The sequence below is a fragment of the Mycobacterium paraseoulense genome, from assembly GCF_010731655.1.
Classification (GTDB): Bacteria; Actinomycetota; Actinomycetes; order Mycobacteriales; family Mycobacteriaceae; genus Mycobacterium; species Mycobacterium paraseoulense.
On record NZ_AP022619.1, the window covers coordinates 2693875 to 2710968 of the forward strand.

At 65.3% G+C, this 17094-nt stretch carries 15 protein-coding genes; 2 read left to right on the forward strand and 13 right to left on the reverse strand.

The window, feature by feature from the left end; translation table 11 throughout:
• Window positions 1-256: 256 nt before the first annotated feature.
• The 13 genes from G6N51_RS12325 to G6N51_RS12385 form a co-directional block, all read right to left on the reverse strand.
• Window positions 257-1015, reverse strand: coding sequence for an SDR family oxidoreductase (locus tag G6N51_RS12325; RefSeq protein ID WP_083173007.1), 759 nt, complete (start codon window positions 1013-1015; stop codon window positions 257-259).
• Window positions 1016-1108: 93 nt separating this feature from the next.
• Complete coding sequence (locus G6N51_RS12330) at window positions 1109-1537, reverse strand: Rid family hydrolase (RefSeq protein WP_083173028.1); 429 nt, start codon at window positions 1535-1537, stop codon at window positions 1109-1111.
• A 615-nt stretch (window positions 1538-2152) separates the two neighbouring features.
• Window positions 2153-3622 carry an MFS transporter gene (locus G6N51_RS12335; protein WP_232078349.1) on the reverse strand — a complete coding sequence of 490 codons (1470 nt, stop codon included), beginning with the start codon at window positions 3620-3622 and terminating at the stop codon, window positions 2153-2155.
• Between the two features lie 69 nt (window positions 3623-3691).
• Window positions 3692-3898 carry a RidA family protein gene (locus tag G6N51_RS12340; RefSeq protein WP_232078351.1) on the reverse strand — a complete coding sequence of 69 codons (207 nt, stop codon included), beginning with the start codon at window positions 3896-3898 and terminating at the stop codon, window positions 3692-3694.
• Between the two features lie 35 nt (window positions 3899-3933).
• Entirely contained in the window at window positions 3934-4836 is a 903-nt protein-coding gene (locus G6N51_RS12345) for an NADP-dependent oxidoreductase (RefSeq protein WP_232078353.1), read from the reverse strand.
• 96 nt (window positions 4837-4932) lie between these two features.
• The gene (locus G6N51_RS12350; RefSeq protein ID WP_083173005.1) at window positions 4933-6417 is read right to left on the reverse strand and encodes a dihydrolipoyl dehydrogenase family protein; all 1485 of its coding nucleotides are present in this window, start codon (window positions 6415-6417) and stop codon (window positions 4933-4935) included.
• A gap of 48 nt (window positions 6418-6465) precedes the next feature.
• Entirely contained in the window at window positions 6466-7002 is a 537-nt protein-coding gene (locus tag G6N51_RS29205) for a hypothetical protein (protein WP_232078355.1), read from the reverse strand.
• A 69-nt stretch (window positions 7003-7071) separates the two neighbouring features.
• A complete protein-coding gene (locus G6N51_RS12360; protein WP_083173004.1) occupies window positions 7072-7506 on the reverse strand; it encodes a cupin domain-containing protein in 435 nt (144 codons plus the stop codon).
• A 183-nt stretch (window positions 7507-7689) separates the two neighbouring features.
• Window positions 7690-8610 (reverse strand): NADP-dependent oxidoreductase, encoded by a 921-nt coding sequence (locus tag G6N51_RS12365; protein WP_083173003.1) that lies wholly within the window; start codon window positions 8608-8610, stop codon window positions 7690-7692.
• The gene (locus G6N51_RS12370) at window positions 8610-8912 is read right to left on the reverse strand and encodes a hypothetical protein (protein WP_083173026.1); all 303 of its coding nucleotides are present in this window, start codon (window positions 8910-8912) and stop codon (window positions 8610-8612) included. Before G6N51_RS12370 ends, G6N51_RS12365 begins: the two co-directional genes overlap by 1 nt.
• A 188-nt stretch (window positions 8913-9100) precedes the next feature.
• On the reverse strand, window positions 9101-10153 hold the full coding sequence (locus tag G6N51_RS12375) for an alpha/beta hydrolase (protein ID WP_083173002.1): 1053 nt from the start codon (window positions 10151-10153) through the stop codon (window positions 9101-9103).
• 501 nt (window positions 10154-10654) lie between these two features.
• On the reverse strand, window positions 10655-11011 hold the full coding sequence (locus G6N51_RS12380) for a phosphoenolpyruvate carboxylase (protein WP_232078357.1): 357 nt from the start codon (window positions 11009-11011) through the stop codon (window positions 10655-10657).
• 560 nt (window positions 11012-11571) lie between these two features.
• A complete protein-coding gene (locus tag G6N51_RS12385) occupies window positions 11572-13347 on the reverse strand; it encodes a sigma-54-dependent Fis family transcriptional regulator (protein ID WP_269475041.1) in 1776 nt (591 codons plus the stop codon).
• Window positions 13348-13671: 324 nt separating this feature from the next.
• Between G6N51_RS12385 and G6N51_RS12390 the strand changes: the two genes are divergently transcribed.
• Together G6N51_RS12390 and G6N51_RS12395 are read left to right on the forward strand one after the other, a co-directional pair.
• On the forward strand, window positions 13672-13887 hold the full coding sequence (locus G6N51_RS12390) for a hypothetical protein (protein ID WP_083172999.1): 216 nt from the start codon (window positions 13672-13674) through the stop codon (window positions 13885-13887).
• 331 nt (window positions 13888-14218) lie between these two features.
• Window positions 14219-17014: a helix-turn-helix transcriptional regulator gene (locus G6N51_RS12395; RefSeq protein ID WP_083173025.1), complete on the forward strand. Its 2796-nt coding sequence runs from the start codon at window positions 14219-14221 to the stop codon at window positions 17012-17014.
• The last annotated feature ends 80 nt before the right edge of the window (window positions 17015-17094 follow it).

A 17094-nucleotide genomic window follows, 5' to 3' on the forward strand; every position in this document is an offset into this window, starting at 1 on the left:
GATCAGGCGTTGAGCGGGCGGGGCAGTCAGCTGGTGACGCGAAGCCGCATTTGCTGCTCGAGCTCGGTGAACCATTCGCGCATCGGTCGCCCGGGCTCGAACAACATCTCACCGTCGATCAAGTAACCGAATGCCGGGCGGCCCGTCAGGCGGTGTGGCGGGTGACCAAGGGCGCCCGGCAGGGCCTGGAGCTGCAAGTCGGTAAGCAGGCGTAGGCCTGGTGGCGACTGGGGTCCCTCGACTCCCTCCGATTCGCCTAATTGCGGCCGCTGGAGTGCGCCTCGATCCAGTCGGAGTATCGAGTGGTGAAGATGGTGGCGTTCTCGTCGGGTGCAAGGGTGTGATCGTCGATCACCGCACCGAAGTATGGCGCCTGGGGATCGGTCACGACCCGACGCTGATCACCAATGGCGGCGAGGCGCGTGCGGACAAAGGCGTCCATCCCCATTGCTTCAGGCCCAGCGATCTCCGTTACTCCGTTGATCGGGCGTCCGACGGCCGCGCGGGCTACGGCGGTGGCGACGTCGTCGGCGGCGATAGGACGAAACAACGCGGGTGGCAACCTGACCACGTCTCCGTCTGTCGCCGAATCGGCCAAGCCAACCGCGAATTCGTAGAACGGAGTTGCTCGCACGATCGAATAGGGCCGGCCCGAATCCTTGATCAAGTTTTCCTGCGCTGCTTTCGCGGTGTTGTAGCCGCTATCCGGCATGACCTGCGCGCCCACGACCGACAACGCGACGTGGTGTTTGACTCCTGCTTCCTGTTCAGCAGAAAGGAGATTCGCGGTGGCGGTTGTGAAGAAGTGCATCACGGGTTCGTCGTCGAACAACGGCGAATCGGCGACGTCGACCAGGACATCCACGCCGGTGACGGCGTCGGCGAGGCCTTCACCGGTGAGCGAATCGACACCTGATCGACGTGAGGCGGGGATCACGTCGTGTCCCTGGGCGCTGAGCTTGGACACTACTTTCGCGCCGATAAGCCCACGGCCGCCAATGACTGCGATCTTCATGATGGACCTTTCTAAGTTCGGTTGGCTGCTTCTGGTTGCTCGGGGCCGTACGCACCGGCGCCTCGGGCGATGCTCGCCGACTGGCAGCGAGGTCTACTTGCTACCGGATTCGACGATGGCTACGACCTCGATCTCGACGTGCTGGCCAGGCAGCGCGAGCGCCTCGACACCCACCGCGGTCCACAGCGGCAGACTTTCACCGAAGCGCTTGCGGAACTGGTCCACCATCACCGACATGTGTTGACCACCAATGGAATCGTCGGCGGTGGGGACGTGATAGGAGTGGACGTTCACGACGTCACCCCAGCTGGCGCCTGCCTCAGCGAGGGTCTTTTCGACGTTGTCGCACGCCTTGGCGATTTCGTCCTCTAGGGATGCGGTCGATAAGGTGAAGTTTGCGTCCCAGCCGCCTTGGCCGGAGATCTCGATGCGATCGCCGATGCGTAGAGCTTGGCGGTAGTGGTTGCGGGTACGGGCGATCTCTCCGTATCCGGGGGTATCGAAAAATTCGGCTTTGGACACGCGGGGGTTTCCTCTCGTCGTTGTTTTGTCGCAGTTATGGCAGCTGCGCTGCCGGGCGAAGCGCCATCCAACCGGATCCGGATCCACGGTGGTCAGCTTGTTTCCCGCCGACATTGCCTGGGCCTAGCGGGATTTCGCAACCGACAGTTGCAATGTCAAATGGGTTCACCGGGGAATTTTCAAGTCGAAGTGTTGGCATAGTCCGGGGACGCTGTCGACATCCATCTCCAGTTCGTACCGCGCACAGAGTTCGTCCAGGGTCTCTGTTGCCGCGGTGATCGAGGACATCGCCGGCGACCTGCCGGCACTGCCACCGACGACAATGAACCTTCTTGTCCCCAAAACGCATACTCGGCGTCCCTTCCTGGTTCTTCTGACGGCTCCACGGGGAACCGCCGTTGTTCGTCGTTACGACGCGCAAGGCCCCAGCTGGGGCCTCCCCCAAAGGGGGTGACAATCCCAACCGCTTCTGCTCGTACTGAGAATGCGGCCGGGCGGGGTGAGCTGTCATCACCCCGATTAATGATTCACCCGGGTGATGCGCCGCGCTGAACCCGCGCGTGGCTGGATGGTCCTGCCGGCGACCGTTTGCGGTCGCATCGATCGCACGAATGATTACAGCGAAGGTGATGCGTCGCTCGCGGTCAAGGGGCTACCGGCCAGGGCTGGTTGCACACCCGGCCGGTCGCGGCACAACGCTGCGATGTCGCGGGGCACAGGTTGGCATCCATGGGTCGGATTGGTTATCAACAGTGCGGCGCACATCGCGCCCAAGACGAATAGTGTTGCGCTGAACTCTAATACGTGGGCGAACCCGGTAGCGCTCGCCGTGCCGAAGCTGATCAGGCCGATGGACCCGATCGATATCAGCGCGGCCAACCGCGAGACGGCGTTGTTGATCGCCGACGCCAGGCCGCTGTGTTCGGTCGGCACCGAGGCCAGCGTCACCGACACAAGCGGTGTGATCGTCGCGACCAGCCCGATCGCCAGGACGGTCATCCCGGGGACCAGGTCGGTGATCGCGTGGAATCCCTCGGGCTTCGGGCGGATCAGCAGCAGTCCGATCCCCGCCAAGGCGGGGCCGGCGATCAGGAATGCGCGTGGTCCCACCCGCGCGGCGATGCGGCCGACATACGGGGCGAACACGAACGACAGCGCCGGGATGGGCAGGGTGGCCAGTCCGGCCGCGGTGGCAGAGTAGCCACCGATTTCCTGGGTGTAGAGGGCGATGGCCAGCGATCCCAGCGTCAACGCGCCGTAGACGAATGCGGTGACCAGGTTGGCGGCAGCGAAGTTGCGAAAGGCGAACAGCGGCAACGGAAGCAGCGGGTGACTGCTGCGGTGCTGCCAGCTCACGAATCCGACAAGTGCGGCGACTCCGATCAATGAGGGTGTGATGACCATCGGATTGGTCCAGCCGTAACGTTGCGATTCGATCAACGCATACACGGTCGCGGCCAGTCCTACCGCCGATAGACCAATCCCGGCGGTATCGACACGGGCTCCTACTACCCGTCCCGACATCGGGCACAGCCAGAACGTCAGCGCAAGCCCGACCACCATGGGGACCGCTGACAACACGAAAATCCAACGCCAGCCCAGATAATCGACGCATATTCCGCCCAGCAGGGGGCCCAAGGCGAAGGCTGTTCCCGTCCACCCGGTCCAGACGCCGATCGCCGCGGACCGGTGCGCTTTGTCGAAGACCGTGTTGATCAACGCAAGCGAGCCCGGGACGAGGAACGCCGCCCCCAAACCCTGGATGAGGCGCGCGGTGATCAGCATCGCCGGTGAGGCGGCAGCCGCCGCCAGAACCGAGCCCGCCCCAAAAGCCAACAGCCCGAACCGCATCACCGGGACGCGTCCGAACAGATCCGAGATGGAGCCCCCGGGCAGAATCGTGGCCGCCATCGCCAGCAGGTAGCCATCGACGATCCATTGCTGCAGCGCCAGGCCGCCGCCGAGGTCCTGCTCGGTGGCCGGCAAGGCCAGGTTGATCACGGTGGAGTCGAGGAACGCGACCATTGACACCATCACCGCCACCACCATCGCGCGGCTGGTCGGTGCCGCGTCGCGCAACGTCACTGCCGGCGCCGCTGGGCGCGGGACGATGACTGCGCGCCAGACAAGTTGCGTACGCTGGTCATTGGCAGATCAGAGCGTCTCGGTCAAAGCTTCAGGCGAACTGGCCCAGCACTGCCGGGCTTCGTCGGTGAAGCCCTCGGGGAGGGTGCCGCCTTCGCGCACTTCCGGGGTTCCGGAGACGAAAATCTGTGTACCGGCGGCAGATACGACGACAGCATCTGCGTATTCGCCGACGTGATCGGCCACTCCGGTGCGGATCCGGGTGATGGTGGTCATCTCGATACTCCACGGTGGTGTGAGGGCGTTTTCGGCTAACTTCGCGAGATGCCTCTTGTGATGACCACCCCGTTGGGCTCGCGGCCCGCGACGACGTGGGCGAGGGCGTCGGCGGCCTGATCGAGGCCGCAGCTACGCGGGGTTGGCGTGCTCAAGCGACGGGAGGCGAGCAGGGCGCTCAGCCGCTCGAGTTGGGTGCCGTCGGAACGCACGTAAACCGCGGTCACGCTGATGCCGCGGGTGGGCGCGGGTGGGTCGGGCGTGATGGTGGCCAGCCGGCCGCCGCCGGCGAGCGCGGTCATCGCCGCAGCAGCGCCCCCGGGCGCGGCGTTTGCGACGGCATCGATCGAACCACTCGCCAGCGCCTTTGCGCGTTGCGGCCACATCGGATCGCGGTAGTCGATTACCTCCCGGGCGCCATACCCACGAACGCGGTCGGCGCTGTGAGGACTGGCGGTGGCGAGCACATCGACCCCGCGCAGGGTGGCCAGCTGGACAATGAGCCCGCCGGTGATTCCACCCGCGCCATTGACGAGCAACGTTTCTCCATCCCGGAGGGCCAACGCCTCGTCCACCACCTGCTCGGCAGTCAACGCCGGCACCGGAAAGATCGCCGCGGTCTCCCACGAAACCTCGGGTGGTTTGTGGGCGAGCGATCCGACGGGTGCGATCACAAACGGCGCCCACGTGCCTTGGTCGCGCAGCGGCACGGGGTGGCACAGCACGGCATCGCCCACAGTGAAACCGCTCGGCTCGGCTCCAACGGCGTTGATGACCCCGGCAGCCTCGACGCCGAGCGCCATCGGCGGCCCCGCGCCAATGCCCCAACCGCCGGTGCGAATGATGTCGTCCCAGTTGCCAACCCCGGCGGCACGAACGTCGATGAGGACCTCGTCGGCCGCCAAACGTCGCGGCTCGTCCACATCGAGCAACTCCACTTTGCCACCGAGCGTGCGGACCCCCGCTATACGCATGGTCACAGCGCGACGACCGGCAAGTCGTAGTTCATTGTGGTTCCTCTCACGGATCGACGTCTAACGAGCTTGATAAATAAGCCGATTCGCTTGAGTGCTCGTAGGTGTTTTCGGCCCGTCGTCTTCAAGGTCGTGGGCGACCAACAGATCCCAGACCTGATTGACAGTCGGATGTGGCGCGACGGCATGGCGTAGCAGACTGACTGGGACCTTCGCGACGATGGCCAGGGTGGCTGCTTGAACCAGTTCCGAGAACTCCGGGCCGACAAATGTCGCGCCGAGAACAGTGTTGGTCTCGACGTCGATGACCAATTTCGCCCAGGCCCGGAAGCCATCCCTGAAAAGAGCCAGGAAAGACAGGGTGCCGGGGTAACAGGCAGTTCGCGTTCTTACCGCAAACCCTTCTGCTCGCGCCTGCCTTTCGGTTCGCCCCGCAGTGGCTACCTGAGGCTCGGTGAAGATGACCTGCGCAAGACTGCCGGCGTCGCGGGCCGTCAACTCGTTCTCGGACAGTTCTCGCCCCGCGGCGCGGGCGGCGATGATGTCGGCGACGACGTGGCCGTGATAGGTGGAGATGTGCGAAAGGCGGGCGCGTCCGGTGGTATCTCCCAAGGCGTATAGCCAGTCGCCGGTGACCCCGGCCGCTTGGAGATGGTCATTCACTGAAACGGGCTCGCCGCCCGGCAGGCCAACATTCTCCAGCCCGATGTTCTCGGTATTGGTGCGGCGTCCTGCGGCTATGACGATCTCGTCGACCTCGATGGCCTGGCGATGAAAAGTTGCCGTGACGGGACCGCCCAGCTCCGGGCGGGCGACCGCCGACAACTCTGTCTGAAAGTGAATCGTGACGCCTTTGCTTCGCAGTGATTGCGCCACGAGCTCACGGGCTTCGGGTTCCCAGTCGCGAAGCAGGCATTTCCCACGGACCAAAAGTGTTACCGCGGAGCCCAAACCGCTCAGGATGGTCGCGAACTCCACGCTGACCGGACCGCCGCCCACCACCAGGGCGCGAGGTGGCACTCGTGTCATGGTCGTCAATTCCCGATTGGTCCACGGGCGTGCTTGTGCCAATCCGGGTATCTCCGGCACGTGAGGACGAGTGCCGGTGGCCAAGACGACCGCGTGGCGCGCCTCCAACACGGCGTCGGTGTCATCGGCAAGCGCCACGCGCACTGTTCGTTCGCCGCTCAACCGACCGAACCCATGAAACACTGCCACACCGGCTTGCCGCAATGATGCTATCCGGTCTTGATCCGTGAGGTGCTCGATAATCGCGTCGCGTTTAGCGAAGACGGCCGCAACGTCCAGCTCGCTACCCGTCATCGCTTCTCGCACACCAGGAACTGACTTCGCGAGGTTGAACACCTCGATCGGGCGAAGCAGTGTTTTGCTCGGGTTGCAGCCCCAGTAGTGACACTCCCCACCGACCAGACGATTCTCAACGAGCGCGACCGAAAGGCCCACGGACGCAAGCTTTCGCACGGCCGCCACACCGCCCACCCCGCCGCCTAGGACGACCACGTCGAAGTCTTTACCGACTTTCATTAACCCTCGCTTCCGATGATCGGTACGCGCAGCCGTGCCTGAACCGATTCACTGGGTCGGCGCAGCGCTGTGACGGCCGCTCAGCGATTGACAACGTTGGCCGGCTGAAGCGTCCGGAGTCGGTTTGCGACGGTTTCGATTGTCCGGTCTCGATACGCCGCCAGCGGTAGGTGGCGGCGAGGTTGTGCCGAGTACCGCGTAGGCCGCGGCTGCGCTCGCCGCGGAGAAGACACTGTAGCTCAGGGGTGATTCCACACCGAGCGATAGAGCCATCGCCGTTCCGAAAACAATGAGCACCGCGCACGTCGCAGCGCCGACGAGTTTTGGCCGCCAGCCGGTCAGGAGCAAGACCCCTAGTGTCGCTTCGGTGGCGGTGGCTCCCCACACGATGGCGGTCAGGAACCACCCACAAGCAAACGGAACGAGCTGGTGGGCATACTCGGCGAACCGATTCATGCTCCCCCAGCTACCCTGCCCGAGCGGTTCCCACCAACCGAATCGGTCTGCAATAGCGGACAGAAAGGCGGCCGCAAGCGACAATCGCAGTGCCAGCCGCACAATGGGGATCGGATCAGGGGTTCGCATGGACTTTTCCCGAAGTGGTTGATGCGGCCAACTTGCCGATGCCGAAAATCTTGCTTCGGTGACGGCCGCTCATTTTGTCCCGTTGTCGTAGGTGGTGAGCGGACCGTCCCCGGTATCGATCAGGAAGACGGCGAGTAATTCAGCGGGTTCGGTGCCGCTGGCATTTTCGCTGATCGTGTGGTGCGCGCCGGGTACTTCACTCCACGTCTCGCCGGCGTCATAGACGCGTGCAGGCTCGCCCTCGACTTGGCTGCGGATCTCTCCGGAGATCACGTACGCCATGATGAACGCCGATTTGGCATGATGGTGAGCACCGCTTCTAGCTCCGGGCGGATAGCTGACGGTCACTGCTTCAAGTGATTTTCCCGGAACATTGGTGGGTTGATTGAAAACTGTTCGGACATTCGGGCTTTGATCAGAATTCCCTGGCGCCGGCTCGGCGTACGCCGCAGGCGCGAGCAGCACCGCAACGGTCAGTGTTGCAAGTGGTATTTTAAGGGCCATTTCGCCCGCCTTTCCCTTGGGAGACTCGACGACGAGCCGACGTGGTCGAGCGGTTCGACCCGGCGGCGACAAAGACATCGCATGCCCACCGAGTCCTGATGTGCGCCAACACGTTCGGCGAACGGTCATGGATTCCGGGCAGACGCATCACGATCACGGAGGGTTTCCTTCCAGCCTTCCGTTTCAGTCTTCGGCTACACGCAGAATCGTCTTGCCGGGAATGCGCCTGCCCGGAGCGAATGCGGCGGCAGCTTCGGCGAGTGGCAGCACGTTACCCACGACCGGTTTGATACGTCCATCCCGTACTCGTGCGGCGAGGTCGGCGAGCTGGGCGCGATCGGCTTCGACCAGGAAGAAGACTGCCCGCCCATCAGGTGGCAAGGTCTTCGGCGGCTCGGCGATCGTGACGAGCGTTCCGCCGGCCCGCACCAGAGCCGCCGAGCGGGCCAGGATGTCTCCGCCGATCACGTCGAACACCACGTCGACTTCGCCTGCGTCCTCCAGCTTTTCGGTCTCCAGATCGAGGAAGGTGTGGACGCCGAGCTCCCCGGCCCGGTCTCGGTCGGCAGTCCGGCCGGTACCGATGACGCGCGCACCGACCTCGCGGGCGAGTTGCACCGCGATCGACCCAACCCCACCCGCAGCACCGTGGATCAGAATCGTTTGTCCGGCGGCGAGGCGGCCGTGGTCGAATAGGCCCTGCCAGGCGGCTAATCCAGAGATCGGCAGCGCCGCGGCCACAGTATGGTCGATGTCCGCCGGCAGCGGTGCGAGATTGCGGGCCTCCACGGCGACGTATTCCGCGAGCGAGCCGTTGCGCGCCCAGTCCGCGAGCCCGAACACCCGCTGACCGACACTCAAAAGTGTGGTGCCGTACCCCAACTCAACCACGACGCCCGACAGCTCGTGGCCGGGCACACTCGGTGTCCGGTCGCGGCCCGAACGGTCGATCCAAGTGTGCGGCCAGTCGAGCTCGCCGCGCGTGAAGCCCGCGGCGTGCACCCGCACGACGACGTCGTTGTCGGCCGCCTGGGGGTAGGGCAGCTCCGTCAACGACAGGCCGGCGATGCCGGCGTCGCGGTCTGAAACAGTGATGGCTTGCATTACAGGTCCTTCCTGATGCGGGTTGTTGTCGTGGGGTTGGCCGCGGGCTCTGGTTGTACGCTGACGAGCTCAAGGCCTAAATCACGGACCCGTTCGAGGAGTCCGTAAAGCTGTGACTGGTCGCGGATTTCACCAGTGAACACCGTTTCGGTCGCACCGGCCTCGAAGCGCATTCCTTCCAATGCGGATCCGAGCCGCTCGGTCACGCGGCCTTGAATGCAGATCCGGTACATCGTTGGCCGCATTTGCCCTCCGCTCGCCAGCTGCCGATCAGCATTCACCGGCGCGGGGTGAGCCGTCATCACCCGGCGAGCGAATTCACCCGGGTGAGTGGACAGGCATCAGCCGTGGGCCGCCATCGGCGGCTGGCCGGCCCCAGGCTGCCGCGGCGGCCGACATCGACCCGGAGCCGGCCCGGAATACCTGCGGGCGGCGTTGATTCTGGTGACAACGCCCCGAAATCCATCTTCGAACGCTCAGGGTCCCTGGGTTATCCGGTCGCTTCGCGGATGTAGCGACCGATCTGACGCAGTGAGCGGGTGGCTTCGGGGATGATCGGCGCGGCTAGTTGGAACACGTGGATTTGGCCCGGCCAGACCTGGACTTCGACCGGGACACCGGCGGTGGCCAGTCGTTGGGCGGCGAGCTGCGCGTCGTGAAGCAGCACCTCGCAACCGGATACATGGATCAACACGGGTGGGAGGCCGGGTTGGATGTGATCGAGCGGCTCGTAGAGCGCATCGGAATGCCCGTTGGCGCCGGGGCGTGCTGCGGCGCGGGTGATCAAGCCGTGAAAGGCGTCGAACGCTCTGGGCGGAAACATCGCATCCGAGCAGATGTTGGGGTGTGTCGTTTTGGGTAGTGTGGCCAGTTCCAGCAGCGGTGACATGGCCACCAGCGCTGCGGGCTGCTCACCGTACTCGAGCAGGCGTTCGGCCAGTGCTAGCGCCAGGTATCCGCCGGCGGAATCGCCGGCCAGCACTATTTGGTCGGGCCGATAGCCTTTTCGGCGCAGCCACCGGTAGCCGTCGTGGCAGTCGTCGATCGCATCGCTGATCGAATGTTTGGGAATCTTTCGGTAGTTGGGCACCAGGACGGGGCTGTCGGCGAAAAGGGACAGCATGGTCACCAGTCGGCCGTGCGAATAGGCGCCGCAGGTGAGGAACGCCCCGCCGTGCAGGTAGAGCACGGCCCGGCGGGTGCCGTCGGCCGGCAGCACTCCGGCAGCACGGACAAGCTGTGCGGTGCAATGCGCCAGCCGTATGTCGGCGCGCACCGTGCCTGGAGCCGGCGAGAGGGCGCGGGCGACGAACTCTACGCCGCCCCACGGCCATGGCGCCGAGGGCAGGTAGCTGCCCACGCTCAACGCGGGCCGGATCATCAGCCGGGCGCTCAGCCACGCGATACGGGCGGCCATGCTCGGACCGTCTTGGATGACTCTGACGACGGCGTCCGGGCGGGGCGGACACCGTCGAGCTCTTCGTGCCCGTGGCGCTGGTAAACCGGGGCGCGGTGAGCCCGACGCGGTCGCGGGTGCGCTCATGTCAGCACTTCCATTTCGGGCTCATCGGGTGCCCCACGACCCCAACCGGATTCACGTGACCCGAAGGTTGGGCTCGCGGCCCAGTGGCGCTCGCGCTCCCGCTGTCCACCGCTCAGAATTGGCATTGAGACCAGCGCGGCGTTCATCGTGTCGGCCCCCGGTTCAGGGCCGGCGCGCAGGCTTGGCACAAGAGGCTGCGTTGCCGGTCAACGAATCTGGGCGATTCGCTTGGCTGTTGGCGCGTACCCCCGCACGACGGGCATTGCCGGTAGCCGCGGGTCGTGGCCTGCTGATCACGGCGCTGCCAGACCGCCGCGCGTGCCCGCACCATCGCTTGGCGGCGCCGGTTGTCGGCATGCCCGATCAGCCCCGCTGCGACCAACGATCCCGCGCAAACGGCGGCGGAGACGCCGAAATCGGTTAGCTGACCATAGATCAACCTGAGGGCTGCGTAATCTCCGGCGACGACAGCCAAAAACAGCGAGGCCATGCGTAGTCGGGTCACGATCTCAGCCCCCCGGACCCGATCTCGTGCACCGCGAAGACGCTGCGCAGGTACCCAGTGGGACGCCCGCACGTTGTACACAGCGGGCGGGTGCCGCATCGGGATGCCATCTCGCGTTTGTCGCCCACGTATGTCGCCATCGCCCACTGCACGGTGGCCAGGCAGGCTTCGCAGAGCGTCTCGACGACGTCACCGTCTGGGCTCAGCCCCATCTGATCGCACCCGTCGACTGCGTGTATCTCGGCCACTGCCACCGCCGGCGCACCGCATGCCATACCGCCCGACACCCCCTGGGCACTACAGATCGGCTGCAGCGCGTGAAGCTGGTCCTCGATCGCTGGGACGCGGTCCATCGCGGCATCTCTCTTCCGATGCGCCCAACGCCGGGCATAGACGACGGCGTCCCGCATGCGATGCAGCAGCGATGGTGTTCGCGCGGCGGCTGATCCGTGTCCACCAGGTGATCGTTGAAATTGGCGAGGCTTCATTTGGTCTCCAATTCGTGGCGATGGCGTTCTTCGGCGATCAACGCATCCAGCCCGTCCACCGTCATCGCGGCCCGTTGCTCACAAATGCGGCCCCGAATGCAGAGTCGGTACATTGTCGGCTTCCAAGTACCGTCCGCTCGCGATGCGTTAAGCCAGCGTTCATCGACGTGGGATTAGTGGTCATCACCCGGCGACCTGATTCACCCGGGTGATTAACGAGATTTGACAGCGAATTTGCCGGGGCGGCCACGCGGTGCGACTCGGGAAGCGGTCAGCCCCTTATCGGGTTGCCGCAGAGGGTTTTGGCTCCAGCAGCACACCCGCGGGTTTGGCTACCCACAGCCGGTGGGCGCGAACGACGATAGACGCGGCGATTCGCGGTAATGATTGTGCGGCAACGCTTTTGGCCGATACGCGTAGGGGCGTTACGCGATGCCGTAGTCGTTTATCTTGCGGTAGATCGTCGCCCGCGACATTCCCAGGGCCCGAGCCGCCTCTTGCTTGTTGCCGCCGTTGTCTTGCAGGCTACGGACAATCGCGTCACGTTCGAGGGCCTCCATTTGGGTCAGCTTCCGCCGCGTGATGGACCGGCATTCCGGTGGCAACTTGTCGGCGCTGATGATGCCCGATCGTTGGCGGGCAACGGTTTCGGTGAGAACCCGCCGTAGCTGCGCGACGTTGCCCGGCCACGGCAGCCTGCTGAGTTGGCGCATAGCGTCGGGTGCCAGCTCCACACCCGCACCCCGGGTGATCTCGCGCAGCAACACCGGCACCAATTCCTTGAGGTCGTCAATCCTGTGTCGCAGCGCCGGCACTGTGACGGTATGGGTGAACAGCGGCAGCATCTCCTTGACCGGCGCCGTAGGTGACGCGGAACTTTTCGTCGCCGCGATCCAGCCCCGGCCTGCGCGCATGGCCAGCATCGAGGTTATCGATTCGAGTGTGTCGTTATCGATGTCGTCCACGTCGGCGATCACCAGTGCGAAGTCCTCGTCGCCCGACTCAGCCGCCAGCTCGGCGACAAGACGCGCCGCGCTGGGAAACGTCTCGGCGCGCAGCACCCGAACGGTTCGGCCCGGTTTCACGTACTGCCCCACCGCCTGGGCCAGGCGCGCCCGGCCGGAGCCTTTCTCCCCCTCGATCATCACCCAGTGTCGGTCGCTGCAGCACTGCCGCACCTGCTGACAGCAGCGCAGCCAGGCGCCGTCGCGACCGGCCAGGCCGGGGATTTGAACGCGCGACGAACGGGCCATTTGAGCACGCCGCAAGCTCGTTTGGGGCGAAAGATCAACGTGGAAAACGACATTGGCCCGGGCGCCGCGAATCATCGAGCGGTCGACGGCGGTGATCTTGGCGATCTGTCCGCTTGGCAGAACAGCAAGCGCCGTGCCCGAAAGCGTGGAGCTGACTAGGTCCGAAGCGTGTTCGAGCAGCACGGTCTGATCGTTACCGTGAAGCGTCCGACGCAGATAGGGGTTCATCAACACCACGTCGCCGCCGATCGCAAGGACCCCACCGGAACATCGCCGTGCCTGCTGCAGATATGCCTCCAACAGCGCGGTCTCACCCTCATGAGCCACCACGCGCATACGATCCTCAATTTGGCGACCGGCGCTGGTAGCCAACGCAAGCAACAATGGATAGGATTCGTCGGCCCGACAACTCAGGTTAACGGCGCCGATTACCTTGCGCGTTATAGGATCTCGGATCGGCGTCCCCGCGCAGGTGAAACCGGTGAACATTGCGACGTAATGCTCGCCACCACGGATGAACGCGGGCCGCCCGGTCTCCAGCGCGGTGCCAATCCCGTTGGTGCCCGCCACTTCTTCGGCCAGACTATAGCCCGGTACGAGGCTCACCGTGTCCAACGCGTTGAGGATGGATCCTTCCGCGGCGGTCCGTTCAACCACCACCCCGTCGGTTGATGTCAGGACAACGCTCACAGCCTGCGCAGCCAGGTCGTCGGCAACGCGCTGCAGCACCGGCGCGGCCGCACGCGCCAACCGCGAGCCCGTATCGGGTTCACGCACGTACGGAAGCTCGACCCGGTCGGGGTGTACGCGCAGGGCCTGCGACCGACGCCACGAGTCCAGGACACTCGGCTGCAGAATGTCATCACCGAGTGGGCCCACCGCGTCCACGGACACGACGGACAGGAACTTTTCTCTGGCGGTCCCTGCGTCCCAGGACCCTTCGCCCAAGAACCGCTCCCTAGCCCGGCGAATGTCGGTTTGGACGTCGGCCCGCGAGCTCATCGACGCATGTACCTCGCTCCCGCCCGTACGGTGCAGCCGCCCCACAATACCCGCGTCTCAGATTGAGACAAGCAACCTGCGCAGATTGAGACGTTCAGTATACGCCCGGGGCGGTGTCATGGATCACATCAGCTAATACACCGGATCGGAAGGGTGACGGCGAGACAGGCAACGGCACACGACTGGCGGGCAATCCAACGCCGGCCATCCCCGTGCGAGGCCCAAGGCAACCCGACAACCCCGACATCATGCGGCGAAGGGCATGGAGAAATGACTATCTATCAGTTGACCGATCGTCTCCATGACGGCCGTACCGTACGCGTCCAGGCAAACGATATCGCGCCGATGGTGGCCTCGTGGCTGGCCGAGTTGGGCGCCTGCAGTCCATTAGTAGAGTTGCTGGGCCAGGCGGTGCGCGATGGTGACTGGCCTGCGACACACGGCATAGCCGACTATCTGTCGGTGGAAGTCCAGGTAGCAGCATGACATCCGGCCATTCGCTCACGACCGATGCTCGCTGGCGCCGGGGTGCCGACTTTGCGCTGGGGTGGTCGAACAGGCGTGACATCGGCGCCACTGCGCCGTCTGCGAGCAGGCGCCGATGAGCGTCAAGCCGGCGGCTTCTGCCACGTATAATGCCTCGAATCATGCCCGCACACCCGGGCGCGCCAATGTGCCTAGTCCATCGCAACACGGTGTCGCACGCGCGATGCGTGCTGAAGCGGCCGTCCGGCCCGACAAGCCCAATCGCGCTATCCACGAGGATCCGTTCGGCTTCCGGGATTCGGAGACCGCCGACCCGGGGGCGGCGGTTCGCGTGAGCATCGCGAGGCCGTCGGGGAAGGTGCGCATACCGCCGATTCGGGGGCGGGCAGACGAGCTGAGGGTGGTCGGCGGGCTGATCGAGGCGGTCGCTCAGGGGCGCGGGGGCGTACTGGTCATCGAGGGGCCGCCGGGCATCGGCAAGAGCCGGTTGTTGACCGAGGTCTTGGCGATCGCCGAGAAGGCCGGTGTTCGGGCACTGTTCGGCGAGGCGTTCGAGTACCAGCAGACGGTGCCGTTTTTCTCGCTCTTCATGGCGACACTGCGCGCGGATCCCCCCGTCGGTGATGCGGAGGCGTTGCGGCGCTTGGGCACGTCGGCCGATCTCCGCTTCTGGGTGGTGCGCGATCTGCAAGCCGCCATCCATGCGGCCGCGTCACGGAAACCCTTGGCGATCCTCCTCGAGGACATCCACTGGGCCGATAACGCGACCCTGGTGGCGCTGCGGTCGCTGGCCGCGACGCGGCCCGATGTCCCCGTGTTGTGGGTGCTTACCGCGCGAACCGGCGCCGGCGGACCGGCCGTTCGCGAGACGCTGACGGCGCTGGAACGCGAGGATGCCAAATTTCTGCGGTTGACGGCCATCACACCGAACGCAGTCGCCGACATCGTGCAGGACGCCGTGCGAGCCAACGCGGATGCTTCCCTTCTAAGTCTGGCCGGCAAATCGCACGGCAACCCGTTCCTGCTAACGGAGTTGCTGCGAGGCCTGGACGAGGACGGCCGGCTCAATGTCAGTAGGGGCAGCGCGGTCGCCACTGGAGACACATTGCCGCGACGGCTCAGCGACACCATGCAGCAACGACTCGACCAGCTTTCCGAGACTGCGAGCCAAGTCGTACGGGTAGCCGCCGTGCTGCCTGACCTATTCTCGGTTCCGTTGCTCGCCGCGATGCTGGAACGCAGACCGACCGCCCTGGTATCGGCGGTAGAAGAGGCTGTCCGCGCGGATTTGTTGATCGAAGACGGGGACCAGATGAGGTTCGGTCACGATCTGCTGCGCGAGGCGACGCGGCAATCTTTGCCCCAGTCGCTGCGCCGCGCGATGGAGCGGCAATCGGCAACCCTCATGCTGGACATGGGGGCGGCGCCCGAGGAGGTCGCAACCCAGCTCGCCCGCAGCGCTGAGGTGGGTGATCAGGCCGCGATCGCCGCCCTCCGCCAAGCGGCACAGGCGGTGGCGAATAGCGATCCCAGCGCTGCGTCCGACTTGAGCAAACGCGCGTTGGAACTATTGCCGCCGCAAGACCCAGGACGTGGGCCACTGGTGACAGAAACGATCGTGCTGCTCAATCGGGCAACACGCTACGAGGAGGCGCAACGGTTGGCGAGCGCCACCCTGTCTGGCGCGCTGGCACCCGAAGAAGAGGCCGAGATCCGCCTCCGGATGCCGACGGTGACCACGGATACGACGACGCGACACATCGAAGAGAACCGCCGCGCACTTCAGTTGCCCCACCTCAGCGACGTCACCCAGGCACGACATCGGGCATGGTTGGCGTACAACCTGGCGATGTACGGCCAACACGGACAAGACAACGCATCAGCCAAGGATGCCGCGGCCGCCGCCGCTTCCACCGGCGATGTGGAGTCGCGCATTCTGTCCGGAATAGCACTCGCCTGCCTCGACTGCGCGAATGGCTACGCGGGCCGCGCCCTGCACCGCGTCGAGGAACTCCAAGCTTTGACCCCCGCGGACGATATGACCGCACATCACCTCGCTGCGATCCACCTGACAAACCTGCTCGCCGTGGTCGGACGGTTGGAAGATGCGGCGACGCTAGTCGCGGACCGCACAGAAAAATCCCAGAAGGAACGCGACGGCATGGCGCTTCACATCTGGGGCCTGACGGCGGGGGTGGTGCACTTGGCTGCCGGCCGGTTGTCGGCTGTCCGCGCCGCCGTCGAGCGGCTGCCAACGCCGGATCGAACGGGGTCGACCTACGTAGACACGAGGCGCATGTGCACCCTGGCGGAGGTGGCGGCGCGCACCGACGACCGAACGTTGTTCGTAGAGACGGTGGCCGAAGCGCGCGACGCGTACTCCAACGGTTCACCAGCCGTACGTCGCGAGGTGGCGGGTGTGTTAGGGCTGGCGGCGTGGCAGCGCGACGACGTGCATGAAGCGGTGCGGTGGCTCGGGAGCGATATATCGCTGCTCGTGACACCGATGCTGCCCAGCGTCTTTGATCAGCTGACCCTGACCGCGCGGGTGGCGTCCGCCGCCGGTGATGCCGGCCTGCGCGCACGTCTCTTGGACGCCGTTGACGTGCTCGAACGCGAGCGGCCGGGGGTTCGGTTGTTCGCCACAGTCGCCCAACACACCCGCGGGATCCTCGCGCGTGATGCCGATGCGTTGGCCGCCGCCGCGGAGTCACTCCGCTCCACGTCGCGGCCGCTCCTTTACGCAGGCGCTGCCGAAGACGCCGGCGGCGAGCTGAGTCGCACAGAGCACAACGCCGAGGCGCTCGACCAGCTGAACGCGGCATTCGACACCTATATCGAATGCGAAGCGATTGCCGATGCCCGCCGCGTCGGCCGTGTCCTGCGCCGATTAGGCGTGGAACGCCGCATCGTCACCCACCCGCGGGCAAAGACGGGCTGGGACAGCCTCACCGACTCCGAACTCACGGTCGTCCATCTCATCGCACAGGGCGCGACCAACCGCGACGTCGCGCAGCAACTGCACCTCTCCCCCCACACCGTGAAGACCCACGTCCACAACGCGTTTGCCAAGCTGGGCATCACTTCCCGCAGCCAATTGGCGCAGCTCATGCGCGGCGCTGATTGATCGAGAGCAAATCGGGTCGGCACCTGGGCGGGGCCTACAATGACATGCACTGCGGTGGCAGTCCGGCAAACGGTAGACAG